The organism is Mycolicibacterium sp. P4_G11 (genome assembly GCF_056555145.1).
In genome coordinates, this window is record NZ_JBFUJW010000001.1 from 685,930 (window position 1) to 711,092 (window position 25,163).

The following is a 25,163-nucleotide window of genomic DNA, read 5'->3' on the forward strand; positions in this document are numbered from 1 at the left end:
GACCGTCACACCTCGCCACCCGGCGGCGATTAGGGTGAAGGCATGGCAGGGTCGACACGGCAGCGAAATGTGCGAGGACAAGGCGCACTGCTGCGCGATGAAATCCTGGCCGCCGCGATCCGGGTGGTCGACGCGTCCGCGTCCACCAACGAGGTGTCGTTGCGCAGCATCGCGCGCGAAGCCGGCATCTCCAACATGTCGGTGTACGCGCATTTCGACAGCCGCGAGGACGTGCTGGCCGCCGTTGCGGAGTTGAGCTGGGACCAGGTGCGCCGGGACATCGCCGAGCAGGTGCCCGGCGGCAAGACGCGACGAGAGCGGCTGCTGCTCGGGTGCCGCGCGTATGTCGCCTTCGCCCAACGCTTTCCGTTGCGGTACGTCCTGATGGTCAAGGTCGACGAGATCACCCCGTCGGCGCGTCAGGCTCTCGAGGTGGTGACCCGCGGGCTGCTGGCTGCCGGCGGCATGGACCCTGACTCCGAGCCGGGACCCGACGCGCAGCGGGTGGCCGCGGCGCTGTCGGTGGCGCTGCACGGCGTGGCGATGCTGCACCGCACCGACACCCCGCATCTGTGGATGAGCGATTTCAGCACCTGCGAAATCATCCAGACCATGGTCGATGCGGCCATCCTGCAGCTCGAGCAGGCGGCGGCAACGCCGCGGGCCTAGCCTCGTCTACTTCTTCTTGGCCTCCCGCCAACCCCGTTCGAACGGCAGTCGCCAGGCGTTGGGCGCGATCAGTTGGTGAATGGCGTTGGGACCCCAGGTGCCGGGCTGGTAGTTCTTCACCGGCGGCGGATCCTCCAGCAGTGCAGCCGAATTCGCCCACAGCGACTCGATGCCTTCAGCGGTGGTGAACAGCGTGTGGTCGCCGCGCATGGCGTCCAGGATCAGCCGCTCGTAGGCCTCCAGCACCTGGTCGGCTCCGTCGGCCTCCCCGGCCGAGAACTGCATCGACAGCTTCTCCAGCTTCATGCCCGGACCAGGCCGCTTGCCGTAGAAGGACAGGGACACCTTCGAGTTGTCGGCGAGATCGAAGGTCAAATGGTCGGGTCCCTGGGAGCCGACGCCCGAGCCCGACGGGAACATGGTGCGCGGGGCCTCTTTGAACGCGATCGAGATGATGCGCATGCCCTCGGCCATCCTCTTGCCGGTGCGCAGGTAGATCGGCACACCGGCCCAGCGCCAGTTGTCGACGCGAACCTTCAGCGCGATGAACGTCTCGGTATCGGAATCCCTTGATACGCCGTCGAGTTCGCGGTAGCCGGTGAACTGGCCCCGGACCACGTCGGAGCATTTGATCGGCAGCATCGACCGGAAGACCTTGTTCTTCTCCTCGCTGATGGCCCGTGGCTCGAGCGCCGTCGGCGGCTCCATCACCACGAAGGCCATCACCTGAAGCAGGTGGGTCACCACCATGTCCTTGTAGGCGCCGGTGCTCTCATAGAAGTTCGCCCGCTGGTCCAGTCCGAGCATCTCCGGGATGTCGATCTGGATGTGGTCGATGAAATTGCGGTTCCAGATCGGCTCGAACAGGCCGTTGGCGAAGCGGAACGCCAGGATGTTCTGGGCGGCTTCCTTGCCCAGGAAGTGGTCGATCCGGAAGATCTGATCCTCGTCAAAAGTCTCGTGGACGAAGTCGTTCAGCTCGACCGCGCTGGCCAGGTCGGTACCGAACGGTTTCTCCATCACAACGCGCGAGTGCTCGACCAGTCCGGCCTCGTCGAGCGTCGCGATCACTGCGCGCGCGGCCTTCGGCGGCACCGAAAGGTAGTGCAGCCGGCGCACATTCGGGCCCAGCCGCTTTTCGGCCGCGGCCACCGCTGCCGCCAGTCCCGACGGTCCGGCGCCCTGCGGGACGTAGGTGAGCGTCGCGGCGAACCGTTCCCACTGCTCGGGTGTCAGGTGGTGGCTGCCGAATTCGTCGATCGCCGCCTTCGCCAGCTCGCGGAACTCGTCGATGGTCAGGTCCTCCAACGAGGTCCCGACGATCTGGATGTCAGGTGCCAGCTCGGACTGGTCCAAATAGGCCAGGCCGGGCAGCAGTTTGCGTTTGGCGAGATCTCCGGTCGCGCCGAACAGCACGATCACGTGGGGATCGACGGCGACATCGTCGCTGCGGTTGGGTCGTGAGCCGGGCGCCGGATACGAGATGGTCTGCGGTTTGGTGTTCGCCACGATGCGCATGATTCCACCGCGACGGGGTCCGCGCAGGACCTACAACGAAGAAGGCCCGGCCACCGTGATCGGTGACCGGGCCTCGACGCGAAGCTGTCAGTCCAGCTGGATGTACTTCACGTTGACCGGCTGCGCGGGCTTGCCGTCGCCGGCGCCGCCCTCGATGCCGTTCTGGGCGACCTTGTCCAGGGTGGCCAGGCCGGTGGCGTCGACGGTGCCGAACGCGGTGTAGCCCGGAGGCAGCTGCGAGTCCTGGTACACCAGGAAGAACTGGCTGCCGTTGGTGTTCGGTCCGGCGTTGGCCATCGCCAGCGTGCCGCGCGGGTAGACGACCGGCTGGGTCAGCGCGGGGCTGTCGGGCTGGTACTGGTTGGTCGGGTACTCGTTGGCGAACTGGTAGCCCGGGCCGCCCATGCCGGAGCCGGTCGGGTCACCGCACTGCAGGACGTCGAGGCCGCCCTTGGTCAGCCGGTGGCACGGGGTGTCGTTGAAGTAGCCCTGCTGCGCGAGGCTGACGAAGCTGTTCACCGTGCACGGGGCCTTGGCGTTGTCCAGCGTCAGCCCGAGGTTGCCCTGGCTGGTGCTCATGCTGGCCGTCACCGTGGCCGGGGTGGTCGGGATCTTGCCGGTGCGCGGCGGGTTGACCTTCTTGCTGGCCTGCTCCGACGACGCCGGGTACTGGCAGTTCTCGCCGAGGCCGGCGGGCGCCACGAATGGCGGCAGCTTGCCGTCGGCGGGCGGGTTCTGCGCCGGGGCCGTCGAGCTCTCGGTCGATGCCGAGGCCGTCGCCGACGAGGACTTGGAGTCCTTGTTGAGGTAGATGACGCCGCCGACGACGCCGCCGACAACTGCGAGCACCGCGACCACGGACGCGGCGATCGTGATGATGCGCTGCTTGCGGGCCTTCTCGGCCCGGCGCTCCAACTGGCGTTCCAGCTTGCGCTTGGCGGTTTCCCGCCGTTGTTCGTTCGTCGGCACCGCCGAAGCCCTCCTCGTCACGGTCGGGGTCACGTGCCCCGACGTATGGTCGGCACCGAGTGTGCCAGGTCACCCTGGATGCGGGGGCCGCGACCCGCGTGACCAGCCGTCAGTTGACGGACTTGAGCTGGTCCAGCAGCGCCTGCGGATCGGGATGCTGCAGCAGGGCGTCGCCGACATCGGTGCCGTTGAGCAGGACCGTCGGGGTCGAATTGATGCCCGAACTCTTGACGGCGTCGTTGACCATGTCGCGGTTCTTGCCGCTCGTGATGCAGTCGGCCACCGAATCGGGTGCGCCGGCCTTCTCGGCCTGCGCGACCAGCTCGTCGTCGGACGGGAACGTCGCGGCCGACTCGTCGGGCTGGCGCGCGAACAGCGCGGCATGGAACCGCTGGAAGGCGGCGGTGTCGGCGTCAGCGACGCAGTAGGCCGCCGCACCGGCACGGACCGAGTACGCCTTCACGTCACCACGGCCCAGGATCGACACCATGGTGTAGTCCACGGCGACCCGGCCGTCGGCGATCAGCTTGCTCATGGTCGGGCCGTAGACCTGCTCGAACCGAGCGCAGAACGGGCACAGGAAGTCCTCGTAGACCGTCAGCGTGGCCTTCGGCTCGGTGCTGCCGGGCTTGGTGGCGACATTCGGCGCGGCGAGGCGGATCGAGCGCAGCGGGGTCGGTCCGTGATCGGCAGAGGACGTCTCGGTGGCACCACCGACCGGCGTGTTCTCGTGGCGAAGCACGATGATGGCGGCGACACCGGCCGCGACCAGCGCAATGACGGCGATCACGGCGAACAGCACCCAGCCGGTGCGGGACTTCTTCGGCGGCGGAAAACCCGGAAATTGTTGTGGCACACCGTAGTACTGGGGTTGGTTGGGCTGCGGGGGTCCCCACGGTCCTGGCTGAGTCATGGAGGCAGTTTCCCACGTGGGAAACTGGTTGCCGTGTTGTTGACGGGGTTTCCGGCCGGGATGTTGCAGTGCAACTGCTACGTCCTTGCGGCGCGCGCCGGGTCGGACGCCATCATCGTCGACCCGGGCCAGCGGGCCATGGGCCGCATCCGCGAGATTCTGGATGAAAATCGGCTCACCCCGTCGGCGGTGCTGCTCACGCATGGTCACGTCGACCACATCTGGTCGGCGCAGAAGGTGGCGGACACCTATGGCTGCCCGGTGTACATCCACCCCGAGGACCGGTTCATGCTGACCGATCCGATCAAGGGGTTCGGTCCGCGGCTGGCCCAGCTGGCGTTCGGAGTGCTGTTCTCCGAACCCAAGCAGGTCGTCGAACTCGACCGGGACGGCGACAAGCTGGAGCTGGGCGGGATCACCGTCACGGTGGACCACACCCCGGGGCACACCCGGGGCTCCGTGGTGTTCCGCGTGAGTGATGGACCCGACGAGCTGGCATTCACCGGAGACACCTTGTTCAAGCAGTCGGTGGGCCGCACCGATCTCCCGGGCGGCAGCGGCCGGGACCTGCTGGACTCGATCGTGACAAAACTGTTGGTGCTCGACGACGACACCGTGGTACTACCTGGGCACGGCCCACAGACCACGATCGGCGCCGAACGCCGTACCAACCCATTCCTCGAAGGCTTATCAAGTTGAGCGATTTTCAGGCACCCAAGGGCGTCCCGGACTACCTGCCCCCGGACTCGGCGGAATTCGTCGCGGTGCGCGACGGCCTGCTGAACGTCGCGCGACTGGCCGGGTACGGCCACATCGAGCTGCCGGTGTTCGAGGACACCGCGCTGTTCGCCCGCGGTGTGGGTGAGTCCACCGATGTGGTGTCCAAGGAGATGTACACCTTCGCCGACCGCGGTGACCGCTCGGTCACGCTGCGCCCGGAAGGCACCGCCGGCGTCATGCGGGCCGTCATCGAGCACGGTCTGGACCGCGGCGCGCTGCCTGCCAAGTTGCGGTACTCCGGGCCGTTCTTCCGCTACGAGCGGCCGCAGGCCGGCCGCTACCGCCAGCTGCAGCAGGTGGGCGTGGAAGCCATCGGCATCGACGACCCGGCGCTGGACGCCGAGGTCATCGCGGTCGCCGACGCCGGCTTCCGCTCGCTGGGGCTCGACGGTTTCCGCCTGGAGATCACCTCGCTGGGTGACGACACCTGCCGCCCGCAGTACCGGAAGCTGTTGCAGGACTTCCTGTTCAAGTTGGACCTCGACGAGGACACCCGGCGCCGGGCCGAGATCAACCCACTGCGGGTGCTCGACGACAAGCGGCCGCACGTCAAGGAGATGACGGCCGACGCCCCGGTGATGCTCGATCACCTGTCGGAGGCCGCCAAGGAGCACTTCGACACCGTGCTGGCGCACCTGGACGCGCTGGGCGTGCCGTACGTGATCAACCCGCGCATGGTCCGCGGTCTGGATTACTACACCAAGACCACCTTCGAGTTCGTGCACGACGGCCTGGGCGCGCAGTCCGGGATCGGTGGCGGCGGCCGCTATGACGGGCTGATGAAGCAGCTGGGCGGGCAGGACCTGTCGGGCATCGGATTCGGGTTGGGTGTGGACCGCACGGTGCTGGCGCTCAAGGCCGAGGGCAAGACGGTCGCGTCGCCTGCGGCCGTTGACGTGTACGCCGTGCCGCTGGGTGCGCCGGCCAAGCTGGAACTGGCGAAGATCGTTGCGGCCCTGCGTGGTTCGGGTGTCCGTACCGACATGTGCTACGGCGACCGCGGCCTCAAGGGCGCGATGAAAGCGGCCGACCGTTCCGGCGCCAAGGTGGCCCTGGTTGCCGGTGACCGCGACATCGAGGCCGGTACCGTCGGCGTCAAGGATCTGTCGACCGGCGAGCAGGTCGACGTGCCCATCGCCGACGTCGTCACCCAGGTAGTGGCGCGCGTTTCTTCCTGACCGCTCGCGGGAGATGGGTCAGTGGGTCATGCGGCGCAGCATGCCGTCGCGCAGCGTCAGGGTGTGCAGCAGGATGGCACTGACGTGCGCGGCGACTGCGGCGACCAACAGGTAGGCCACCACCGAATGCGCCTGGCGCAGAATGCCGTACAGGTCGGCGTCGAAGGGCGCGATGTCGGGCAGTGTCAGGCTGCCGAAGACCCGGACCGGGGTGCCCGACGCCGACACCATCGCCCAGCCGACGAGCGGTTGCGCCAGCAGCATGGCGTACATCGCCAGCTCGGACCCGGCGATCAGTTTGCCCTCCAGTGGCCCCACCGTGTCGGGCCATTTCGGCGGCTTGTGCGTGAATCTGTTTGCCGCGCGGACGATCACGATGACCAGGATGCTGATACCCAGCGTCATGTGGACGGCGACCAGGGCGCCATGGGAGCCGATCTCGTTGGTCATCGTGAAGCCGATCAGCAGTGCGGCGAAGACCGCCACCGCGGTCAGCCAGTGCAACACCCGGGTGCGGATCGGGAAGCGGCCGGTCACGGGGTCACCTGAACGGCAGGAGCGGTTTTCGGCTCGGTGGTTCGCGCCCGGTACGAGCCCGCGTACACCGCCGACCGCGCACTGAGCAGTGGATCGTCGGACGGCTCGATGCCGTCGGGCAGGACCAGGGGATCGAAGTTGATGTCGCGGGCGTTGCCGGCGGCATCGGTCTGGGCTTCGGTGAGGGTCAGCACCCCGGCATCGATGACCTGCCGATCGGCCGGCCAGGGCAACGTCGGGTCGATCGGGTCGCCGTCCCGTCCGACGGTCAGCCGCAGATTCCACTGCAGCGGAGCCTTTTTCAACTGCAGGATCAGCGCGTCGAACAATGCATTGCGGTCGTCGGACTTCGGCGGCAGCGCGGTCTGCTGAGGGACGAACGACCAGCGGACCGGGGTGCGGGCGCCGGAGTGGTTCACCAGATAGAACGTATTCAGACCCCAGAACGTGCTGTCTGCGAAACCCGGTGTGGGCGGGCTCTTCTTGACCAGTGCCATCGCTGCCGCGGTCTCCGGATGCCGGCTGAGGAAGTCGGCCATTGCCTTCGGGTCTGGCTTACCGGTGTCGGCGACCGGCTTGGACGCCAGCAACCGGTCATAGAAGCCCTGCGGTGAATTATCAAGGAATACCGGGATATTCAGCATCGCCGTCCGCCATTGGCCGGTGCCGGGGAAGCCGATGGCCAGGCCGAGCCCGCGTGCCGCGCCAGGAGTGTCGGCGACCGTCGGGTTGCCGCCGGCCAGCGAGAACCGGCCCGCGACGGGCGCCTCACCCGGCCCGAAGACCGCGGCACGGGACAGGGCCGCCGCGTTGCCGTTGCTCATGAAATGGCCGACCACCGAGACGCCCTTGGCGTGGTTCTTCCGGAATCCGGGGTGATCGCCGAAGACCTTCTGGAAGCCGTCGAGGAACGTCTGGCGGGTCAGGGTGCCGGCGCGGCTGGTGTACGCGACCAGTCCGAGATCCACGGCGAGGAATGCGCCGACGGCGCCGAGCCCGGCCAGGGTCGAACGCCGGGTCAGGGGAGTGCCGCGCCAGGATGGGCCGTCCATGACCACCACTGGTACCACAAAGTCCTGTGGCAACATCTGCGAACGTGCGGGTACTGGTGCAACGGGTGACGTCGGCGCGGGTGACGGTCGACGGGCACACCGTCGGCGAGATCACCCCGAATCCTCAGGGCCTGGTGGCGCTCGTCGGTCTCACCCACACCGACGACGCTGCGGTGGTGCGCAAGATGGCCGACAAACTGTGGCGGCTGCGCATCCTCGACGGTGAACTCAGTGCCGCCGACGCGGGTGCCCCGATTCTGGTGGTCAGCCAGTTCACCCTGTACGCCGACACTGCCAAGGGCCGGCGGCCGTCGTGGAACGCCGCCGCTCCTGGACCGGTGGCCGAGCCGCTGGTGGACGAGTTCGCGGCGGCGCTGCGGGAACTGGGGGCAGTGGTCGCCACCGGGCAGTTCGGCGCGCACATGCATGTCGAACTGGTCAACGACGGCCCGGTGACGGTGCTGCTGGAACTGCAGGCGGGGTGATACGCCTGATGCAGGGTGTAACGGTCCGGTACGGTCAGTCGATATGACCGGCATGCGTAAAGCGACAGTCAAGCTCGGAGTGGTGTGTGGCGCGGCAGCGGTGGCAGCCGCTGGGCTGATGGCGCCTGTGGCGTCTGCGGCCCCGGCTGGTCACGAAGTCCGATACACGCTGTCGGTGGGTGGCCCGGCGACCTTCGACCTGCTCTACCTGGTCAACCAGCCGGCAAACAAGGCTGCGTACAACGCGGACGCCTACTCCTACCTGAAGCGTGAGACGGTCACTGTCGGACCGGACGCCCCGTGGGTGTTCACCACCACACTCGCCGACCCGCAGTGGGCCATCTTCACCGTCAGCAGCACCACGCACGGTGGCCAGGCTGCCCCTGATTCGACGTGCGATATCGCGGTCGACGGTCAGTCGGCGGCGCACCAGACCGCGCCGTACAACGTCCAGTGCCAGCTCGGCCAGTGGTAGTTCCCTAACCCACGAACACGTAGACCCAGGCCTGTCGGCCGGACCGTAGCGGCACCTGCACGCGCTGGTAGTCGTCGACCTCGTATTCGTCGGCGGCGACCAGTTCGGCATCGGTGATCTCGAACACGCTGCCGTCCACGGCGTCCTCCGGCGTACCCGACTTGAGGATCGGGTGCCGGTCGCTGCCGCTGGTCTCGACGACGTGCGGGTCGGTGATGTTGACCCAGTCCAGGCGGTAGCCGACGATGGCGTCGTCGGAGCCATCCAGCTCACGGCCGAACGTGGTCAGTTGGACGTCGCGCTGGCGCAGGGTCCCGTAGGAGAACAGCAGTTCGGCCACGCGCGTGACGGTACCGCTCAGGAACTGCGGCTCGCCCGCCGGAGGGACCTCGCTGACCGTTCGCTTCACAGTGGTCGCCGGCCTTCTCACAACCCGCCGCGACCGGCGACAAACGCGGGGTTGAGACCGTCGAATTCAGAGTGACGCAACCGCCGGATATTCGGGTGCGATCGGGTCCTCGTTCGATGCGGTGGTGACTACGTCGGTGATGGTGATGCCGAACACCCTTGCGCCGTACTCGCCGTGCCCGTAATCCCTGGTCATGTCGGGTATTTCGCATGGTGATCAACTCCTGTGGCTCACACGTACCCGCACCGGATTGTGGTGAAACGTTGTGCCAGAGGAGGTTTCCGATGGGCGCAGAACAGGTATGTGGATAGTGCCGGATTGTTCAAGGCGCTGCTTGCAAAGCGAGTGGTGTGACGGACATCGATCACACCGGACAACACAACACACAGGAGGAAATTCAGTGGGTGAGCACAAGAGTGGTCCCGAAGAGGGCATCAAGGGCGCCGTCGAGGGTGTCAAAGGCAAGCTGAAGGAAGCTGCCGGCAGTGTCATCGGCCGGGACGACCTGGTCCGTGAGGGACAGGCCCAGCAGGACAAGGCCGAGGCCGAACGCGACGCGGCCAAGCGAGAGGCGCAAGCCGAAGCGGCGCGCGCCGGCGCGAAGGCGGCTGAGAAGCGACAACAGCAGAATCAGTAGCTCGAATGGCTCGACCTCTCCCACGCCATGGGGGAGGTCGGGTCGTTTTGGTCGAAAGCTATTGTGCGCGGGCGTTATCGGTATGTCCTGAATGTCGCATTGCCAACGGCACCAGCACCCAGAACGTGATGAAGCCGGCCAGGGCGATGCCGCCGGCGACCCAGCCTGCCATGGGGTCCGCGACGGTGCCGAAGATCAGCACTGTCACGCCGGCCAGGGCTACGCCGAGCAGGAGCAGCCCGTAGAAGGCGCATCGATGCGCGGCGGCGACCAGCAGCGTCAGACGCCGTTGGCGAAACAGGATGCGGTGCATGCCAACTGGTGCCACCAGCAGAACGGTTGATGCCACCGAGAAGGCGACGGTCGTCAGGTACACGTTACGGCTCGTCGAATCCAGCGTCGTAAACCGTTGTTGGAACGGCAGGGTCAGCAGAAACCCGGTGAGCAGTTGCACGCCGGTCTGCGCCACCCTGAGCTCCTGCAGCAGGCTCGACCAGTTCCGGTCCAGACGTTCGATCTCGGTTTCGTCGCGGGCCATCCGATCCCATTGTTGATCGGACTGGTCGTCGTCATCGGCCGGTTCGACCGCTTCGACGTGCGCGTGGTCGGTCATCTGAACCCCTTTTCTCTCAGGGGGTTTCAAAGGTAAAGGTGAGCACGACGAATCCGGCGATCAACAACGCCCAGGCGGCCATGGGCACCACGATGCCGTAGCGGGCTCGTGCGGTGACGACCGACAACGCGACGGTTAGTACCGCGACGACGGGCGCGCCGTATTCGACCAGCCCGAACACGAACGGACTCGGACCCAGCTTGGCGCAGGTGCGTTCGGAACAGCCCGCGGTCGCGAGGACCTGGGCGTACTGATAAAGAACGATGAGGAAGGCGCCTGGCACGGTGAGGACGGCCAGTACCCAGTTGGTGATGGTGCGTCGCCGGTGTCCGGCTCGCTGTGCGTGTGCATCCTGTTGTGCGATCGCCCCGGCCTGAACCTCAGACATCGATACCTCCCGGGTAGTACGGCTGCCTTCGTCCTTCTTCGGCCTCTCTTCTGTGCGTCATGTACCCGGCGGATTGAGCGGTCAAACGCCGAGGTCAACATCGTCGCCGAGGGGAGCTCGGCGCTCACAGCGCGACTGCCACTGGTCGAGGCGAAACCTGATCGAGACGTCTTCGGGCACAACATCTCTCGGTGGGATAGAGGGCATCGCGGTCGGCAACTCGGACCGGCCGGGGCAGGCCCGGCAAACGCCCTCGCTATTTCGGACGTGGCGAGGATCGTGAATTGGTGCGGTGATCGTTATCGTCCGCGTTAGTTTGCCGTTGGCAACGCTGGGGTACTCACCCTCATGAGGCCATCCAGGCCGATGTAGGAGGAGCGATGTTGCGAGGAAGCGTTGGCGTCATAGTGCTGGTCTGGCTGCTGGTCGGTGTACTGGCCGCGTGGCAGCGTGACTACTTCCGCGGTGGCGATGCCAGCTGCGGAACGGCCGGCCGCATCGCCTTGACGGTGATCGCCGGACCGTTGAATTACGCCGGGGTCAACCCAAAGGTGGTCGATTGTCGTCTGCCCCAACCAAGTTCGATGCGGTAATTAAGAGATAAGGAAACGGTCATCATGATTGCTCTGGGAGTTGTCCTGCTCATCTTGGGCTTCGTCTTCAACATCTACCTTTTGTGGGTCTTGGGCATCGTGCTCGTCGTGGTAGGTGCGGTGTTCTGGATGCTCGGAGCCGCCGGCCATGCAGTCGGTGGCAGGCGTACCTGGTATTGACCTACTCGTTGAGGCTGACGGCAAAGGCTCGGGCTCAGGCCCGGGCCTTTGCCGTGAGTTCGCGTGCGGTGCCGGCCAATTCACTGGCGCGCTCACTTGCCTTGCGGTACGCGGACTCGGCCAGCGGAGCAGTTTTTTCTGCAGTTCTCTCCAACTTGTCGAGCGCGACGCCGGCGAGTTCACGTCCGTGCTCGAACCCGGTTTGCACGCTGTGACCGACCTTCTCGCTCAATTCCGGGACGCGGGACAGCGGGCCGTCATTACTGGAAGGCATTGCAGAGGAAAGTGTTTCGACCACCCGGTGTCCTGCCCGACGGCCGCGCCAGCCCAGTGACGGCTTTCCGGCGGTGTCCGCCGAGGCCAGGATCAGGCCGCCGACCAGGCTGACATCGGCCAGGAACGCACGACGCTTCTCGGCCTTTGCTTCGGGGTCGTCCTCGGTCCAGAACATGTGATTGCCGAGATTCGCGGGGATGACCGTCGCCGCGAGTACCGCTGAAGCGACTCGAGGTATGCGGCCTGTTGCCAGCAACAGTCCGCCGACGACCTGGGAAGCCGCGGTCACGCGCGCTACCGCAGCCGCGTTGGACGGAACGTTGCGGGCCACCGGGTCGGGCATGTCCCGGAGGCCGTCGAGCGTGGGACGCACGACCTCGGCACCTGAGTCGATGTTCAACAGGGTCTCGACGCCCTGCCCGATGAAGGCGGTTGCCAGTAGCGGGCGGGCGATCCTACGAATGATCATGGCGGTTGGATTCCCAGTCAGCACTGGGCCAAACATCGTCGGCCGACTCGTGTCAACATGTCACGCATCGCGTCCGAAGTCGTCTTCGTCGGCGTCGATTTCGATGTCTTCGATCTGGTCCAGCCAGTCATGTGGCGCGGCCTCCATCGGTGGGTTGTCGCTGCCGGTCACGGCGGCCTCGTCGTCGGGTACTTGTTCGAGTACGTCGCGCGACTGCTCGGCGGCGTCTGCATCAGGAACCGCGTCAGTGACCTTTTCTTCTCTCATGACATAGGGGATACCCGGCACGGACGCCAGAAAACACGCCGCGTGTTACGAGCCGAAGCCTGACGCGTCAACTGGTCGGCGGAGTGCGGGGTGCACCGGGACGCGCGTCGAGGTACTCCAGTTCACGGTGCCGCACCCGGCGATGCGTCATGGACAGCCACCAGCCGCCCACGAAGCCAAGGACCAGCGCGATGATCAGGGTGGTGCCGCCGATCATCGGTTGGCCGGTCGCGAAGAAGTACAAGCTGACCACGAGAACGACCACCGCCACGGCTACGGCCAAGAGGCCAGGAGCGTTCTGGCCGTCCTTGAACGACTCACCGGCGTGGGGCCGGGTGGTACGGACATGGTCGACTGGGTCTTTCATCAATGCCTCCTGGGGATGAGTCCTCAGTGTTGTAATGCCCGCTGCTGCGGTGTTCTACACCCGCTGACACTGGCCAGTTTGACCGGTGGTGCACCGGGTCCTCGGTGGGGACGCGATCTCATGATCGCGCCCCACATGCGCCTCGGCGTGCATCCGCTCAGTCGTGTGAGGATAGTGCAGATCGAAAGCCGTTCGCTCCGAACGGATTCGGGGCAGTTCGGTGAAGTCGTGCCGCAATCGGCTGGCCGGCGGCACACTCGACAGCCCACAGCAATCGCCTCGGGTACCCCAGCGCGCCGGCACTAAACGGCGGCAGAGCTGGGCTGTTACCTGGCATGCGGGGCGGACAATCCCTGGATCGCGTTAATATATTGCTCGGCTCCCTGCCACCCAACAACGATATGACTAAATCTAACGGCGAGATCGCCGACTCCGAATCCTGGGACGTCGCTGCCGTATTCAGCGGCGGCGACAGCCAGCATGTGGGTAGCTTTCAGTTTCTTCTTGCCGACCAGAGGTGGGTGTGGTCCGCGGCGGTCGCCCGAATGCACGGCTACGCGCTGGGGGAAGTGGAGCCCACCACCGAGTTGCTGCTGAGCCACAAGCATCCGGACGACCGCGCCAAAGTCGCCGAGATTCTCAAGCGGGTCCAGACCGGTGGCCTGTTCAGCAGCCGGCATCGCATCGTCGATGCAGAGGGGAAAATCCACTGGGTCGTCGTGGTCAGCGACCGGATGACCGACGATGCCGGCGAGACGATCGGTACCCACGGCTACTACATCGATGTCACGGCCGGTATCCAGTCCGATCTCACCGTGGCGATGGCCTCGGTGGTGGAATCGCGCGCTGTGATCGATCAGGCCAAGGGCATCCTCATGGCGGCCTACGGAATCGACGATGATCGCGCCTTCGAGATTCTGAAATGGCGTTCGCAGGCCACCCAGACGAAGCTCCGGACTGTCGCCACCCGGTTGCTGGAGGCGGTGATTCACGAGGGCCTGGCTCCCGAGACCGTCACCGCGATCGACCATCTGTTGCTCGTCGACGGTCCCGGTGATGACGATGATGACGAGGCTTGACAAGTAGTCGAACAATTGTTCGAATGTAGGTATGCGGTGGGACGGGCAGGCGGTGACGCGGGCCGAAGCGGACGGGGCCCTGCCGGGCCTGGAACGTCTCGGGTTGGTACGCAGCATCCGGGTGCCGAAGTTCGATGGCATCACGTTCCATGAGGTGCTCTGCAAGTCGGCGTTGAACAAGGTGCCGGAAGCGTCGAACCTGCCGTTCCGGTACACCGTCAACGCCTACCGCGGCTGCTCGCATGCCTGCCGGTACTGCTTCGCGCGGCCCACCCACGAGTACCTGGACTTCGACTCCGGAAATGACTTCGACCGTGAACTCGTGGTGAAGACGAACGTCGCAGAAGTGTTGCGGCGGGAGCTCTTTCGGAGGTCGTGGACGCGCGATGCGGTCGCGTTGGGCACCAACACCGATCCCTATCAGCGGGCCGAGGGGCGATATGCGCTGATGCCGGGAATCATTGCGGCGCTGGCTGATTCCGGGACCCCTTTCTCGATCCTGACCAAGGGCACGCTGTTGCGGCGCGACCTGCCGCTGATCGTCGATGCGGGAACGCGGGTCGGGGTCAGCGTCGCGGTGTCGCTGGCGATGTTGGACCCGGACCTGCACCGGTCGGTCGAGCCCGGAACGCCCACGCCCGCCGCGCGGCTGGAGCTGATTTCGGCGATCGCCGAGGCGGGCCTTGGCTGCCATGTGATGGTGGCGCCGGTGTTGCCGTACCTGACCGACTCGGAATCACATCTGGATGCGCTGTTGTCGCGGATCGCGGCGGCCGGTGCCACCGGCGTGACGGTGTTCGGGCTGCATCTGCGCGGCGCGACGCGCGGATGGTTCCTGGCATGGCTGGGCTCGGCATATCCGGAACTGCTGCCCAGATATCGCGAATTGTATGGGCGCGGTGCGTATCTCGGACCGGAGTACCGCGAACGGTTACGTACCCGAGTGGCACCGCTGGTTGCCCGGTACGGCCTCGGCGGCAGCGGACACAGACCTGACACCGTGCGTACCGCCCCGGCGGCAGKGGCCGCCGGGGCGGTGCAGCCTGCGTTGTTCTGACTCAGCCGACGTGGAGCACTGCGGCGCCCGAGATTCGACCAGCGGCCAGATCCCCCAGGGCGCGGTCCGCCTGATCCAACGGGTAGGTCGGGGTGGTGACCTGGATGCGATGGGCGCCGGCGAAGGCGAGAAATTCTCGGGCGTCGGCGCGGGTGTTCGATGCCACCGATCGCACCTGGCGTTCCTGGAACAGGTGCCGCTGGTAGTTCAGCACCGGAATATCACTGAGATGGATGCCGGCAATCGCCAGCGTGCCGCCGCGGTCCAAGGCCTCCAGCGCCGGCAACACCAGATCGCCCACGGGGGCGAACAGGATGGCGGCGTCCAGCTCGACCGGTGGCCGCGCCGTGGCGCCCTGGGCCGAGGCGGCACCGAGCTCGAGCGCCAGCTGTTGTGCGGCCTCACCGCGGGTCATGACGTGTACCTCGGCACCGCGGGTGAGCGCCACCTGGGCGGTGATGTGCGCACTTCCGCCGAAGCCGTAGATTCCGAGCCGGCCGCCGACGGGTAGGTCGGCGCGGAGCAGCGACCGGTAGCCGATGATGCCGGCGCACAGCAGCGGGGCGAGTTCGGCATCGGTGTATCCCGCGGGCAAGCGGTGGACGTAGTCGGCTGGCGCCGTGAGAAATTCGGCGTAACCACCATCGGCGTCCCAGCCGGTGTAGCGCGACTGTGGGCACAGGTTCTCCGCTCCGCGCAGGCAGAACCGGCAGCGTCCGCAGGTCTGCCTGAGCCAGGCCACGCCGACCCGATCACCGACGACGAGGTCGGTGTCCGTGTGTTCGGCTATCGCCACCACCTCGCCCACCACTTCGTGGCCAGGGGTGACCGACGGCCGGTGGACCGGCAGGTCGCCTTCGGCGATGTGGAGGTCGGTACGGCATACGCCGCACGCCCGCACGGCGATGAGCACTTCGTCGGCACCGGGTTCAGGGACTGCGGCGGTGCAGAATTCGAGCGGGCCGCGATCGATCGGCGCGGGCGTACGCACTCGCCATGCACGCATGGGCCCAGCCTACGTCGCCGTCATTCGAGCCGGACGTGAAAAACGTCCGCCAGTGGACGGCGCGGTGTCGGCGGTGGGACGTCGTCCAGCGCCGGCGCGTTTCCGATCCGTACCAGTACCTGCGGTAGGGGGTGCCCGGTGAGCTTGCTGATGATGTCGCGAGTGGCGGGGTGTTCGGTCACGTGGGTGAGGGTGCAACTGGCGAGCCCCGCGGCTGTGGCTTCGATCAGCACCGCCGACAACGTCTCCCCGCACGCCAGGATGTCCCGCGCGGTGTCGTCGAACGCCGAGATCACCACGATGGTGGCCTGGTCGTCCCCGGTATGTTGGCGCCGTTCCCGGTTGTGCGTGACGGGGAAGGTGCGTCCGACCTCGACCCGGTCGGATTCGGCGGCCGAAACCAGCGCGCTGTGCGGTATCCCGGTGGTTGCCCCGAAAGGTGCGGTCCACCACGCCAATTCGGCATGATACGCGGTGTCGTACATGCGCAGCGCCTCTGCGAGATGGGAGGCATTGGCCACCTCGCTACGTTGCTGCGGCGCAATCAGGTCGACGTGGGTGGGGCGGTCCTCGACGGCCAGCCGCAGCATCATCTCGAACGCCGACGGATCCTCCACCGGGTCGTAGGGCAGCCGGTCGGACCGCCGGACCGCAACTGCGTCAGCGTCCCGGCGCTGTGCCGCTGTGACGCCGGCAGACTGTCGGAACTCGATGTCCGCCAGGTGGTTCCGGTTGTTCGGGTTCGGAAAGCGGTCTACCAGGATGTCCCAGCCGCGTGCCGCCGCGACCACCCGCAGATGGTCGAGCGCGGCCCCGCAGCTCAGCAGCGCCTGTCGGCCGGAGCCATCGGTGTCCACCAGGTGATCGGGATCGAGGAACAGCCGTAAGGTCGTCGATTCCAGCACCCAGGTCCACGGCTGGCTGTTGTGGAATGACGGGGCGCGGCATGCCGAATGGACTGCGTCCTTGAGGTCCCGAAGTGCGATGGCGGTTTTCGTCATGAGCCCACACTGCCCGGCCGCGGGCCGGCTCAGACAGGGCCAGAAGTCATCATCTTTCCAACGCGCGCAGGCAGAACGCGTAGATGCGGTCGCTGCCGATCGGGGTGAGTTCGAGTCCTGGACCCAGCGCACGCAACCGGAGGGCGCCGAAGATGGTCTGCATGACCAGTGCCGCGGAGGTTTCGATATCCAGGCCCGGCCGGAAGGTGCCATCGGCGGTGCCGCGTTCGAGGATGTCGACGATGAGTGCGTGCAGCGGTGTCAGCACCCGGCCGTAGTCGTCGGGCATCGTCTCGGCCAGGCGATCGTGGTAGAAGGTCAGCCCGCGATTGATGCTGTCCTGCGTGCTGGACGCGGGCGGTACGCAGATGCGGTCGACCAGCGCGCGCAGCGCCGCCGCGGGCTCCAGCTCCGCTGCTTCGGCTTGCCATGTCGTGACGAACTCGGTCAGCATCGCGTCGATCAGCGCAAGTACCAACTCGTCCTTCGTGGCGAAGTGCTGATAGAAAGCCCGCAACGAGGTCTTCGAACGTTCCACGACCTGGAGCACGGTGAACTCCGTGCGGCCGGTCTCACCGAGGATGTCGAGCGCCGAGCGCATGAACTGTCTGGCGCGCGTCTCACCGTCGAAACTGTTGTTTGCCACTCCGGCGGTCGATTTCGCCATGGCGACTGAGGTTACCCGGTCAAATCTTGAGATATCCCTTGTCTGCCGGGATCTGCGCAGCCGTTACCAACGACGACGCGTCGCCGGCCAGCCACACCACGATGTCGGAGATCTGATCCGGCTTGATCAGCGAATCCGTCGGCAGGGCGCCGGGGGAGAAGCTGTGGATGTACTGCGGATGGTCCTGCAGGACCTGGTACATCGACACGTCCATGCCCATCGGGGTGTCGGTGCCGTACGGGTGAATCGAGTTCACCCGGATCCCGAACTCGCCCAGCTCGACGGCCAGCGAATTGATCATCCCCACGACCCCGAATTTGGTGGCGCAATAGTGTCCGCAGCCCGGGACCGCCTTGATCCCGGCGGCTGAGCTGGTGGCGATGATCGAGCCGCCGTTGCCGGCCTCGATCATCGCCGGCACCACGGCCCGGATGGTGTTCCACATTCCGGTCAGGTTGATGTCCAGGGTGTCCTGCCACTGCTGCTGGGAAATCTCCCAGAGGCGACCCCAGTTCAGCACGCCCGCGTTGGCGACGACGATGTCCAGCCGGCCGAACTGCTCGATGGTTTCCGCGACCACTCGCTGCTGGCCTTCGGCGTCCCGGACGTCGATTTCCTTGGCGTAGATCTTGCGGCCCTCGCCCTCAACGAGATTGACCGTCTCGACCAGGTCCGCCGGCGTCGCGGGCTCGTACCCGTTGGCCGCGGCCACGGGTGCGCAGGCGTCGATCGCGACGATGTCGGCTCCGGCTCGAGCCAGCCGGACGCAATGCGAACGACCCTGTCCCCGAGCGGCTCCGGTGACAAAGGCGACCTTGCCGGCCAATGGTTGATCGGTCATGCGCTGAGTTCCTCACTCATCGTGGTGGCCCGGACGTCGCTGAACTCGTAGTCCGTGAGCGGCGAGCGCCGCGCGAAAATCCTTGAGCCGGTGATTGTTTGCGGTCGGTAGTACGGCGTCTCGTGCTGGGAGTTGACGAAATAGGTGTTGAGTTCGGTAGCGCGGGTGTAGTACGTGTGGGCGGTGCGACCGCGCCGGTCCATCAGGGCGTTCCACTTGTGGAACGCGTCGTTGCTCACCGCGACGACCGGCGCGTCGTTCCGGCGGGCTTCGTCGATCAGCCGAACCGCATGGGCGGCCACGGTTTCGACCCAGTCCATCCAGGCGAAGCCGACGAACCCGAGCGGACCGACGATCTCCCACCTGTTCGGCAGCCGGGGGTGGGCGGTGCCGGCGTAGGCGTGCAGTCCGTGGGCGCGGTAGTACTCGGCGAGGTCGAATCCGTTTGTGCCCAGGATGGTTCCGGGTCGATAGGTTTCCGGGTCGGTCCACAGTTCGTAGCCGGTGGCGGTGACCAGCAGGTCTGCCGGATGGTCCACGCCGTCGACGGTGCGAACGCCGTCGCGGGTGATCCGCTCGATGGGAGTCGTGATCAGGTGCGTATCGGGATGGTTCAGCGCCGGCAGGAACGAGCTGGAGATCACCGGACGCTTTGCCATGATTCCGTAGCGGGGCAGCAGTGCTTTCCGCGTTGCCGGGTCTTGCACGGTGGTGCGCAGCAGCAGCCGATAGAGGTTGCGGCTGTTGCCGTCGTACAGGGGCATGAGCTTGGTCAGCACCTTGCGCGGCAGCCGGGAGAAGACGTGGATGATCGGTACGACCATCGTGGCGTCCATCAGCAGCCGGCCGAAGATGTTGATCGCGGTGACGAAGCCGGGCACCTTGAACAGCCGCCGCAGCCATGGCGGGATGTCGAAGTCGACCTTGGGTAGTACCCATGCCGGAGTGCGTTGATACACATCGAGATTCGCGGCGACCCCGGACAATGCGCCGGTGATCTGCACGCCGCTGGAGCCGGTGCCGATCACCGCGACCCGCTTGCCGCGGACGTCGTAGTCGTCGTCCCAGGCGTTGGGGCGCATGATGGTGCCCTCGAAGTCCTCGATGCCGTCGATGTCGATGACGTTCTTGGCATTGACATAGCCGCCGACCGAGCTGATCAGGAACCGTGCCGTCACGTCCGGCTGGTTGCGGATGGACAGCCGCCACAGGCCGGCGTCGTCGTCCCACTGCTGGCGCAGCACCTCGGAGGTGGCGCGCAGGTGCGGACGCAGCCCCAGCGTGTCGGCGGTGTCGCGGAGGTAGGCGTAGATCTCCGGCCCCGGCGCGAAGAACCGGCTCCAGTTGGGGTTGGGCGCGAACGACAGCTGGTACCACGGTGACGGGATGTCGACGGCGAGTCCGGGGTAGTGGTTGTCGCGCCAGGTGCCGCCGAAGTCGTCGCCGCGGTCGACGATGAGAAAGTCGTGAATACCTTTCTGCTGCAACAGGTGCGCGGCGGCGATGCCGCCGGGTCCTGCGCCGATGATGACCACTTCGTGGTCGGGTGTGGTCATTGAGTCTCTCCGGTGAGTCCGTTGATGATGTGGTCGGTGACGAAGCGCCGGATGGCGCGGGGATTGTCGAGGTTGACGCCGATGGGCGGCAGGAGTTCGAAGCTCAGCAGCACCCGGACGATCCACTCGCCGGCACGGGCCGGGTCGACGCCGGCACCGATTTCACCGTCGCGTTGCGCGGCCTTGACGCGCGGCTTCCAGAGTTCGACCGCACGCTTCATCAGGTCTTCGCCGATGTTGCGCAACAGCAGAACGACGATGCCCTCGTTGATGCCCTTCTGCGGTGCCGAGGGGGAGCTCTGCCGGTGGGCGCAGATCAGGACGGCGGCAGCGGCGACCTGGTCGGCCAGCGTGGACTGCTTGTCGATCTCGGTGGCCATGCCGTCGACGAACGCCGAGGCCAGGTGGTCCAGCGCGACGCCGATGGCGTGGTCACGACCGCCGAGCGCGTTGTATACCGTGCCGCGCGAGACGCCTGCGGCTTCGGCGACGGCGGTGAGGCTGAATTGCCTTGGGCCCAAACGATGAAGCGTCTCCGCGGTGGCTTCCAGTAGTGCCGGCGAGATGGTGCGCGGCGTCGGCGGCTTTGCGGGCATTTGCACACATTAACGAAATTTGTTCAAAGTGGTCAATGAATGGCGGAACTGATGTTTTTGGGGAGGTGTGCCCCTGGCCCCGGTTGGGCCGCGAGGCGTTTTGTTGAGTCGCTCAGCGTCTGCGGCCGTGTCTTCACCTGATCATCGTCACCGGGGTTCTGATTTATCCGCAGATGCCGATTCGCAATTGGCGCCTGCCGGAAAGTTCGAAAACGTCGAACCCTTGCTCTTCGAACGTATGTTCGATACAATCAGGTATGGGGATCACGGGAGAACTCACCGCCAGCCTTGACGCCCTCCGCGGCGTGCTCGTCCGCGCCGACATGGCCAGGGACGACACCCTGGCGGCGATGCGGCTGCTGTTGGCGTTGCGCAATGTGGTTGATCATCTGGCGGCGTTGGTCGCCGGAGTGCTGGATCGGTGTGGTGTTGCGTCGTCGCAGGGGCGGACGCCGCGGGAGCTGTTGATCGGTCTTGGGTGTGCACCGTCGGTGGCTGAGCGGTTGGTGCGTGTTGGTGGTGCGTTGCCGTCGCTGCCGACCTTGGTGGCGCATGCTGCTGATGGGGCGATTTCGGGTGAGCATGTCGATGCGGTCGTGAAGGGCATCAATCACATTCGGGCACGGTCGCCAGGTCCTGTCGATGAGGCGGCCCGGTTTGAACAGGTCACCGATCTGCTGGGGCAGTTCTTCTCAGGGGCCACTCCGGCCCAGATCGGTGACCGGGCCCGTCGGTTGGGGAATCGGGTGGCCGCTGCCGAGGGTGGTTTGCCCGCGGCCGAGGACCGCTCGATCAACACCGTGGACCATCGGGTGACCAGTGACGGACGGCTACAGATCCGCGCGGACCTGGATGCCGAGGTCGGCGCCAAGTACGTGGCGGCGATGGAGGAGTTGTCGGCGCCGCGGCCCGAACCGGACGGTAGCCCGGATGTGCGGTCGGCGGGGCGGCGGCGTGCTGATGCGTTGGAGGCGGTGTTGGATATCGCCGCCCGTGGTGGGGATGTGGCGTCGGCGCCGCGTACGCAGTTGTTGGTGACGGTGCCCGCGGACACCCCGGACCTGGCGGAGTTGGAGTTCACGGGGCCGATCACCGCCTTGACCCTGGACCGGCTAACCTGCGACAGCACAGTCACCACGGTGATCGTCGACGGCGAACAGGTGCCCCTCGATATGGGGCGGGAGAAACGCCTGTTCCCGGCCCACCTACGCAAAGCGCTGTATCTGCGTGATCAGTGCTGCATCAAATGTGGCGCACCTCCCGGGCGCACCCATGCTCATCACATCGTGCATTGGAGCCACCACGGCGAAACCAGCCTGAGCAACGGCTGCCTGCTCTGCCCGGCCTGTCGCGCCAACATCCATCACGACGGCTGGGACGTCGTCATGGGCATGGACAAGCATCCGTGGCTCATCCCACCGGCCACCGTCGACCCGCACCGGCGACCCGTCCCCGCTTATAACCGCCGCACGATGCGACTGGATGCGGCCGCCTGACACCCGACCTGCAGTTTGACAACTCAATAGTGTTGCCGGGCCGGGGCCGCGGATGTCAGAGCGTCGTCGGCCCGTGGCCTACCGGCACCGTCACGCGACCTAACCGAGTTCCTGTGCGTTGTACGTGTCGCACTGCTTGGGGTCGCCGGTCTGGTAACCGGTGGTGAACCACTTCTGTCGTTCGGCAGACGATCCGTGCGTCCACGACTCCGGGTTGACGCGGCCGGTGGCCTGCTTCTGGATGCGATCGTCACCGACCGATGAGGCGGCCGACAAGGCGTCGGCAATGTCCTTGTCGCTCAACGGCTGCAGAAACGGGACGCCCGTGCTCTTCTGCTTGACCGTCGAGGCGTAGTGCGCCCACACGCCCGCGTAGCAGTCGGCCTGCAGCTCGGTGCGGACGCTGTTGCCCTCGGCGCCCTTCGGCCCCCGCTGCGCCTTGCCGATGTCACCGAGCAGATTCTGGACGTGGTGGCCGAACTCGTGCGCCACCACGTACTCCTGCGCCAAAGGCCCGCCGCTGGAACCGAATTGGTCGACCAGGGTCTGGAAGAAGCTGGTGTCGAAATACGCCGTCTTGTCGCCGGGGCAGTAGAACGGGCCCACCGAGGTGTCGGCCGGACCGCACGCAGTGCTGACCTGACCGCGGAACAGCCGAATCTTCGGCGGCGTGTAGCCCTTCAGCAGCTGCGACCACACGCCGTCCACCGAGTTGCCCGTGGCCACGATGCGGCACTCCAGGTACTTGTTGGCGTCCGCGCCGGTCTTGCACTTGCTCAGGTCGTAAGCGCTGGATCCCTGGCTGGACTGGGGCGCCTGGTTCTGCTGGCCGAGAATCGAACTCGGATCCACCCCGAGGAACATGGCGACCACCACGATCACCAAGCCACCCATGCCGCCGCCGATCGCGATGCCACGACCGCCGAAACCGCCACCCCCGCTGGTCGACGTATTGCTCGTGTCGATCTGCATACCTTCGTTGAAGGTCATCACCGCTCCGTCCGGGCCTCGAATACGACTGGATGCCAGCTTTCCACACTAGGATTTCCAGTGTGGCCGTCCAGCCCGAAACCATTGACCGTTCGACCATCGTTCACACCGTGGCGGGCGCCCTCCGTGGCACCACCGAAGGCAACGTGCACGTCTGGCGTGGCGTCGGCTATGCCGAGCAGCCTGTCGGGCCGTTGCGGTTCCGCGCTCCGCAACCGCTGATCCCGTGGTCCGGCATTCGTGACGCCATCGACCACGGACCCATCCCGCCGCAGGGCAAGTCGTTCGTCGGCGGCGGGCGCGACGACCCCAAGATGCGGGACGAAGCCTGCCTGACCGTCACTGTGTGGTCACCCGATGTGACGGGCTCACTGCCGGTGATGGTGTGGATTCCCGGCGGCGCCTTCGTGTTCGGGGCCGGTCAGTTGCAGCTGTACAACGGATCCCGGCTGGCGGCCAACGGCGACGTGGTGGTCGTCAACGTCACCTACCGACTCGGCGTGTTCGGCGGTTTCGAACTCGGCGACCTCGGCCCGGGATTCGACGACAACCTGTGCCTGCGGGACCAGATCGCGGCACTGCAATGGGTGCGCGACAACATCGCCGCGTTCGGCGGCGACCCCGACCAGGTCACCGTCTTCGGCGAATCGGCCGGTGCGACATCAGTGCTGGCGCTACTGGCCAGTCCCGCCGCCGACGGACTGTTCGGCCGGGCCATCGCGCAGAGTCCGGCGCTGCCGCTGATAGCCGACCGCGAGACCCGGGCCCGCCAGGCCCATGAGTTCGTGCGCCGCCTGGACATCCCCGTCGACGAGATCGTCGGGCTACCGCAGCGTCAACTGCGCCGCGCCGCCGGACAGCTGCAGGGGGAGAGCGCGGCCAACAGTCCGAAGCTGGCCTACGGGCTGACCTACGGCGTCGACCTGCTACCTGCGCATCCGGTGTCGGCCGCGCAGGCCGGGGCCGTGGCGAAGGTGCCGCTGATCGTCGGCACCAACAGCCGCGAGGCGTCGATGTTCGCGTGGGGCAAGCCGCCGATGCTGCCCACCACCGTCCCGATGGTCGACGACTACTTCGCGCGCGTCGCACCGGACGCGAAAGAAGCTGTGCTGCAGGCCTATCCGAGCTATCCGCGGCGCCGGGCGCTGATCGGGATCGGCTCCGACGTCATGTTCGGCGCCCCGACGTGGGCCTTCTCGGATGCCTACAGTCAGCACGCGCCGACGCACGTCTACCGGTTCGACCACACCACGTGGACGCTGAAGGTGCTGGGTCTCGGCGCGACGCACGGCAGCGAGATCGTGCACATCCAGCACAGCTACGGCTCCTACATGGGCCGGATACTGCACCCGCTCGGCCGTCAGGTGCAGCCGTCGGTCGGCCGGCGGATGCAGCGGCTATGGCTGGACTTCGCGTCCCGCGAGCGGCTGGACTTCGCCACGAAGAGCGACAGCATGGCCGATTGGCCGGCCTACGACACCGACCGGCGGGCCACCAGGGTCATCGGCTCGATGCGCGACGAAACCATCGACGACCCGGACCAGGTGCGCCGGCAGGTCTGGGCAGGGCTCTACGCGCCGTAACGCTCGTCCCCGTAGCGCTCGTCACAGTAGCGGCGCAGGTTGTGCAGGAACCGCTGGAACAACCACGCCATCATCGGGCGCCCGGCCCGCATGCCCAGCTCACCGGCGAGGCCGCTGGGCTTCATGGCCATCACCCACGTCAGGTGGCAACCGTCCGGGGTTTCCTCGACCGTGTAGCCCTCGGCGAAGGCCGAGAGCATGTTGGAGGTGCTGGTGTTGAAGCGGAAAGCCATGTAGGAGAACGGCTCCCAGCCGATGAACTCCTCATCGCCGACGATATGACCGCGCATCGTCACCGTACGGGTGGTGCCCACGCCGTACGGTTTCGGGCTGGTCCACTCCACGTTGGTGATCAGGGTCGCCCAGCGCGGCCAGGACGTCTCATCGGAAAAGACCTCGAACAGCTGCTCCGGTTTGATCGCCAGCTCGACTTTGCTGACGAAGCGGAACGGTGCGCTGTCGATGAAGTCGACGCCGACGGGCTCGCACTGGTAGGTCTTCATGAGTAGACACCCT

The 25,163-nt window shown here is 66.4% G+C and carries 32 protein-coding genes and 1 pseudogene; 12 read left to right on the forward strand and 21 right to left on the reverse strand.

From position 1 onward, the window contains the following. Positions 1 to 42 precede the first annotated feature (42 nt). Complete coding sequence (locus AC1U2B_RS03380) at positions 43 to 669, forward strand: TetR/AcrR family transcriptional regulator (protein WP_480215649.1); 627 nt, start codon at positions 43 to 45, stop codon at positions 667 to 669. Positions 670 to 675: 6 nt separating this feature from the next. Here AC1U2B_RS03380 and zwf read toward each other — a convergent pair whose 3' ends face one another. The 3 genes from zwf to AC1U2B_RS03395 all read right to left on the reverse strand — a co-directional run bounded on the left by zwf (position 676) and on the right by AC1U2B_RS03395 (position 4,069). Continuing rightward, positions 676 to 2,178 carry a glucose-6-phosphate dehydrogenase gene (zwf, locus tag AC1U2B_RS03385; protein ID WP_480215754.1) on the reverse strand — a complete coding sequence of 501 codons (1,503 nt, stop codon included), beginning with the start codon at positions 2,176 to 2,178 and terminating at the stop codon, positions 676 to 678. A 96-nt stretch (positions 2,179 to 2,274) separates the two neighbouring features. Beyond that, on the reverse strand, positions 2,275 to 3,156 hold the full coding sequence (locus tag AC1U2B_RS03390; protein WP_480215650.1) for a peptidylprolyl isomerase: 882 nt from the start codon (positions 3,154 to 3,156) through the stop codon (positions 2,275 to 2,277). Between the two features lie 109 nt (positions 3,157 to 3,265). After that, positions 3,266 to 4,069 (reverse strand): DsbA family protein, encoded by an 804-nt coding sequence (locus AC1U2B_RS03395; protein ID WP_480215651.1) that lies wholly within the window; start codon positions 4,067 to 4,069, stop codon positions 3,266 to 3,268. Positions 4,070 to 4,102: 33 nt separating this feature from the next. Between AC1U2B_RS03395 and AC1U2B_RS03400 the strand changes: the two genes are divergently transcribed. Both AC1U2B_RS03400 and hisS read left to right on the forward strand, forming a co-directional pair. Further along, positions 4,103 to 4,768, forward strand: a complete 666-nt coding sequence (locus AC1U2B_RS03400; RefSeq protein WP_480215652.1) for an MBL fold metallo-hydrolase — start codon at positions 4,103 to 4,105, stop codon at positions 4,766 to 4,768. Next, the gene (hisS, locus tag AC1U2B_RS03405) at positions 4,765 to 6,027 is read left to right on the forward strand and encodes a histidine--tRNA ligase (protein ID WP_480215653.1); all 1,263 of its coding nucleotides are present in this window, start codon (positions 4,765 to 4,767) and stop codon (positions 6,025 to 6,027) included. Before AC1U2B_RS03400 ends, hisS begins: the two co-directional genes overlap by 4 nt. A gap of 18 nt (positions 6,028 to 6,045) precedes the next feature. Here hisS and AC1U2B_RS03410 read toward each other — a convergent pair whose 3' ends face one another. Both AC1U2B_RS03410 and AC1U2B_RS03415 read right to left on the reverse strand, forming a co-directional pair. Beyond that, on the reverse strand, positions 6,046 to 6,564 hold the full coding sequence (locus AC1U2B_RS03410; protein ID WP_480215654.1) for a cytochrome b: 519 nt from the start codon (positions 6,562 to 6,564) through the stop codon (positions 6,046 to 6,048). After that, complete coding sequence (locus AC1U2B_RS03415) at positions 6,561 to 7,616, reverse strand: catalase family peroxidase (RefSeq protein WP_480215655.1); 1,056 nt, start codon at positions 7,614 to 7,616, stop codon at positions 6,561 to 6,563. Before AC1U2B_RS03415 ends, AC1U2B_RS03410 begins: the two co-directional genes overlap by 4 nt. A gap of 44 nt (positions 7,617 to 7,660) precedes the next feature. Here AC1U2B_RS03415 and dtd point away from each other — a divergent pair, with 44 nt between their 5' ends. After that, positions 7,661 to 8,101: a D-aminoacyl-tRNA deacylase gene (gene dtd, locus AC1U2B_RS03420; protein WP_480215755.1), complete on the forward strand. Its 441-nt coding sequence runs from the start codon at positions 7,661 to 7,663 to the stop codon at positions 8,099 to 8,101. 43 nt (positions 8,102 to 8,144) lie between these two features. Beyond that, on the forward strand, positions 8,145 to 8,576 hold the full coding sequence (locus AC1U2B_RS03425; protein ID WP_133761933.1) for an Rv2576c family protein: 432 nt from the start codon (positions 8,145 to 8,147) through the stop codon (positions 8,574 to 8,576). A 4-nt stretch (positions 8,577 to 8,580) separates the two neighbouring features. Here AC1U2B_RS03425 and AC1U2B_RS03430 read toward each other — a convergent pair whose 3' ends face one another. Both AC1U2B_RS03430 and AC1U2B_RS03435 read right to left on the reverse strand, forming a co-directional pair. Further along, complete coding sequence (locus tag AC1U2B_RS03430; protein WP_480215656.1) at positions 8,581 to 8,916, reverse strand: gamma-glutamylcyclotransferase family protein; 336 nt, start codon at positions 8,914 to 8,916, stop codon at positions 8,581 to 8,583. A gap of 135 nt (positions 8,917 to 9,051) precedes the next feature. Beyond that, positions 9,052 to 9,180: a hypothetical protein gene (locus tag AC1U2B_RS03435; RefSeq protein ID WP_480215657.1), complete on the reverse strand. Its 129-nt coding sequence runs from the start codon at positions 9,178 to 9,180 to the stop codon at positions 9,052 to 9,054. A 205-nt stretch (positions 9,181 to 9,385) separates the two neighbouring features. On the opposite strand from AC1U2B_RS03435, the gene mbp1 reads away from it, so the two are divergent. Beyond that, entirely contained in the window at positions 9,386 to 9,622 is a 237-nt protein-coding gene (gene mbp1, locus AC1U2B_RS03440) for a microaggregate-binding protein 1 (RefSeq protein ID WP_043399113.1), read from the forward strand. Between the two features lie 58 nt (positions 9,623 to 9,680). On the opposite strand, the gene AC1U2B_RS03445 is transcribed toward mbp1, so the two are convergent. Further along, positions 9,681 to 10,235, reverse strand: a complete 555-nt coding sequence (locus AC1U2B_RS03445; protein WP_480215658.1) for a DUF6328 family protein — start codon at positions 10,233 to 10,235, stop codon at positions 9,681 to 9,683. Between the two features lie 16 nt (positions 10,236 to 10,251). Then, entirely contained in the window at positions 10,252 to 10,623 is a 372-nt protein-coding gene (locus AC1U2B_RS03450; RefSeq protein ID WP_480215659.1) for a hypothetical protein, read from the reverse strand. 383 nt (positions 10,624 to 11,006) lie between these two features. On the opposite strand from AC1U2B_RS03450, the gene AC1U2B_RS03455 reads away from it, so the two are divergent. Both AC1U2B_RS03455 and AC1U2B_RS03460 read left to right on the forward strand, forming a co-directional pair. Beyond that, positions 11,007 to 11,216, forward strand: coding sequence for a hypothetical protein (locus AC1U2B_RS03455; protein ID WP_480215756.1), 210 nt, complete (start codon positions 11,007 to 11,009; stop codon positions 11,214 to 11,216). 24 nt (positions 11,217 to 11,240) lie between these two features. Continuing rightward, positions 11,241 to 11,396, forward strand: a complete 156-nt coding sequence (locus tag AC1U2B_RS03460; protein WP_480215660.1) for a DUF6131 family protein — start codon at positions 11,241 to 11,243, stop codon at positions 11,394 to 11,396. 34 nt (positions 11,397 to 11,430) lie between these two features. On the opposite strand, the gene AC1U2B_RS03465 is transcribed toward AC1U2B_RS03460, so the two are convergent. The 4 genes and pseudogenes from AC1U2B_RS03465 to AC1U2B_RS03480 all read right to left on the reverse strand — a co-directional run. Then, positions 11,431 to 12,141: a DoxX family protein gene (locus tag AC1U2B_RS03465; RefSeq protein WP_480215661.1), complete on the reverse strand. Its 711-nt coding sequence runs from the start codon at positions 12,139 to 12,141 to the stop codon at positions 11,431 to 11,433. A gap of 60 nt (positions 12,142 to 12,201) precedes the next feature. After that, the gene (locus AC1U2B_RS03470) at positions 12,202 to 12,408 is read right to left on the reverse strand and encodes a hypothetical protein (RefSeq protein WP_480215662.1); all 207 of its coding nucleotides are present in this window, start codon (positions 12,406 to 12,408) and stop codon (positions 12,202 to 12,204) included. 67 nt (positions 12,409 to 12,475) lie between these two features. Beyond that, a complete protein-coding gene (locus AC1U2B_RS03475) occupies positions 12,476 to 12,775 on the reverse strand; it encodes a hypothetical protein (RefSeq protein ID WP_480215663.1) in 300 nt (99 codons plus the stop codon). 54 nt (positions 12,776 to 12,829) lie between these two features. Then, positions 12,830 to 13,064: pseudogene (locus AC1U2B_RS03480) on the reverse strand (hypothetical protein); the annotation flags it as partial. A gap of 193 nt (positions 13,065 to 13,257) precedes the next feature. Between AC1U2B_RS03480 and AC1U2B_RS03485 the strand changes: the two are divergent. Next, positions 13,258 to 13,854 carry a PAS and ANTAR domain-containing protein gene (locus AC1U2B_RS03485; RefSeq protein ID WP_480215757.1) on the forward strand — a complete coding sequence of 199 codons (597 nt, stop codon included), beginning with the start codon at positions 13,258 to 13,260 and terminating at the stop codon, positions 13,852 to 13,854. A gap of 31 nt (positions 13,855 to 13,885) precedes the next feature. Beyond that, on the forward strand, positions 13,886 to 14,911 hold the full coding sequence (locus AC1U2B_RS03490) for an Rv2578c family radical SAM protein (protein ID WP_480215664.1): 1,026 nt from the start codon (positions 13,886 to 13,888) through the stop codon (positions 14,909 to 14,911). Between the two features lies 1 nt (position 14,912). Here the strand turns inward: AC1U2B_RS03490 and AC1U2B_RS03495 are convergent, their stop codons facing one another. From AC1U2B_RS03495 to AC1U2B_RS03520, 6 genes are read right to left on the reverse strand one after another with little or no spacing between them, the layout of a single operon-like run. Then, positions 14,913 to 15,917 (reverse strand): zinc-binding alcohol dehydrogenase family protein, encoded by a 1,005-nt coding sequence (locus AC1U2B_RS03495; RefSeq protein ID WP_480215665.1) that lies wholly within the window; start codon positions 15,915 to 15,917, stop codon positions 14,913 to 14,915. Between the two features lie 20 nt (positions 15,918 to 15,937). Further along, on the reverse strand, positions 15,938 to 16,918 hold the full coding sequence (locus AC1U2B_RS03500; RefSeq protein ID WP_480215666.1) for an Acg family FMN-binding oxidoreductase: 981 nt from the start codon (positions 16,916 to 16,918) through the stop codon (positions 15,938 to 15,940). 49 nt (positions 16,919 to 16,967) lie between these two features. Further along, positions 16,968 to 17,585, reverse strand: a complete 618-nt coding sequence (locus AC1U2B_RS03505) for a TetR/AcrR family transcriptional regulator (RefSeq protein WP_480215667.1) — start codon at positions 17,583 to 17,585, stop codon at positions 16,968 to 16,970. A 19-nt stretch (positions 17,586 to 17,604) separates the two neighbouring features. After that, entirely contained in the window at positions 17,605 to 18,426 is an 822-nt protein-coding gene (locus tag AC1U2B_RS03510; protein WP_480215668.1) for a mycofactocin-coupled SDR family oxidoreductase, read from the reverse strand. Then, on the reverse strand, positions 18,423 to 19,982 hold the full coding sequence (locus tag AC1U2B_RS03515; RefSeq protein ID WP_480215669.1) for a flavin-containing monooxygenase: 1,560 nt from the start codon (positions 19,980 to 19,982) through the stop codon (positions 18,423 to 18,425). Before AC1U2B_RS03515 ends, AC1U2B_RS03510 begins: the two co-directional genes overlap by 4 nt. Further along, positions 19,979 to 20,578 (reverse strand): TetR/AcrR family transcriptional regulator, encoded by a 600-nt coding sequence (locus AC1U2B_RS03520; protein WP_043988283.1) that lies wholly within the window; start codon positions 20,576 to 20,578, stop codon positions 19,979 to 19,981. The genes AC1U2B_RS03515 and AC1U2B_RS03520 overlap by 4 nt, the downstream gene beginning before the upstream one ends. A gap of 257 nt (positions 20,579 to 20,835) precedes the next feature. Between AC1U2B_RS03520 and AC1U2B_RS03525 the strand changes: the two genes are divergently transcribed. Then, a complete protein-coding gene (locus tag AC1U2B_RS03525; protein ID WP_480215670.1) occupies positions 20,836 to 22,074 on the forward strand; it encodes an HNH endonuclease in 1,239 nt (412 codons plus the stop codon). A 99-nt stretch (positions 22,075 to 22,173) separates the two neighbouring features. Here the strand turns inward: AC1U2B_RS03525 and ypfJ are convergent, their stop codons facing one another. Next, positions 22,174 to 23,064 carry a KPN_02809 family neutral zinc metallopeptidase gene (ypfJ, locus tag AC1U2B_RS03530; RefSeq protein WP_480215671.1) on the reverse strand — a complete coding sequence of 297 codons (891 nt, stop codon included), beginning with the start codon at positions 23,062 to 23,064 and terminating at the stop codon, positions 22,174 to 22,176. Positions 23,065 to 23,096: 32 nt separating this feature from the next. Here ypfJ and AC1U2B_RS03535 point away from each other — a divergent pair, with 32 nt between their 5' ends. After that, on the forward strand, positions 23,097 to 24,647 hold the full coding sequence (locus AC1U2B_RS03535; RefSeq protein WP_480215672.1) for a carboxylesterase/lipase family protein: 1,551 nt from the start codon (positions 23,097 to 23,099) through the stop codon (positions 24,645 to 24,647). Here AC1U2B_RS03535 and AC1U2B_RS03540 read toward each other — a convergent pair. Next, complete coding sequence (locus tag AC1U2B_RS03540) at positions 24,635 to 25,150, reverse strand: SRPBCC family protein (protein WP_480215673.1); 516 nt, start codon at positions 25,148 to 25,150, stop codon at positions 24,635 to 24,637. The two genes, AC1U2B_RS03535 and AC1U2B_RS03540, sit on opposite strands and share 13 nt — an antisense overlap. Between the last annotated feature and the right edge of the window lie 13 nt (positions 25,151 to 25,163).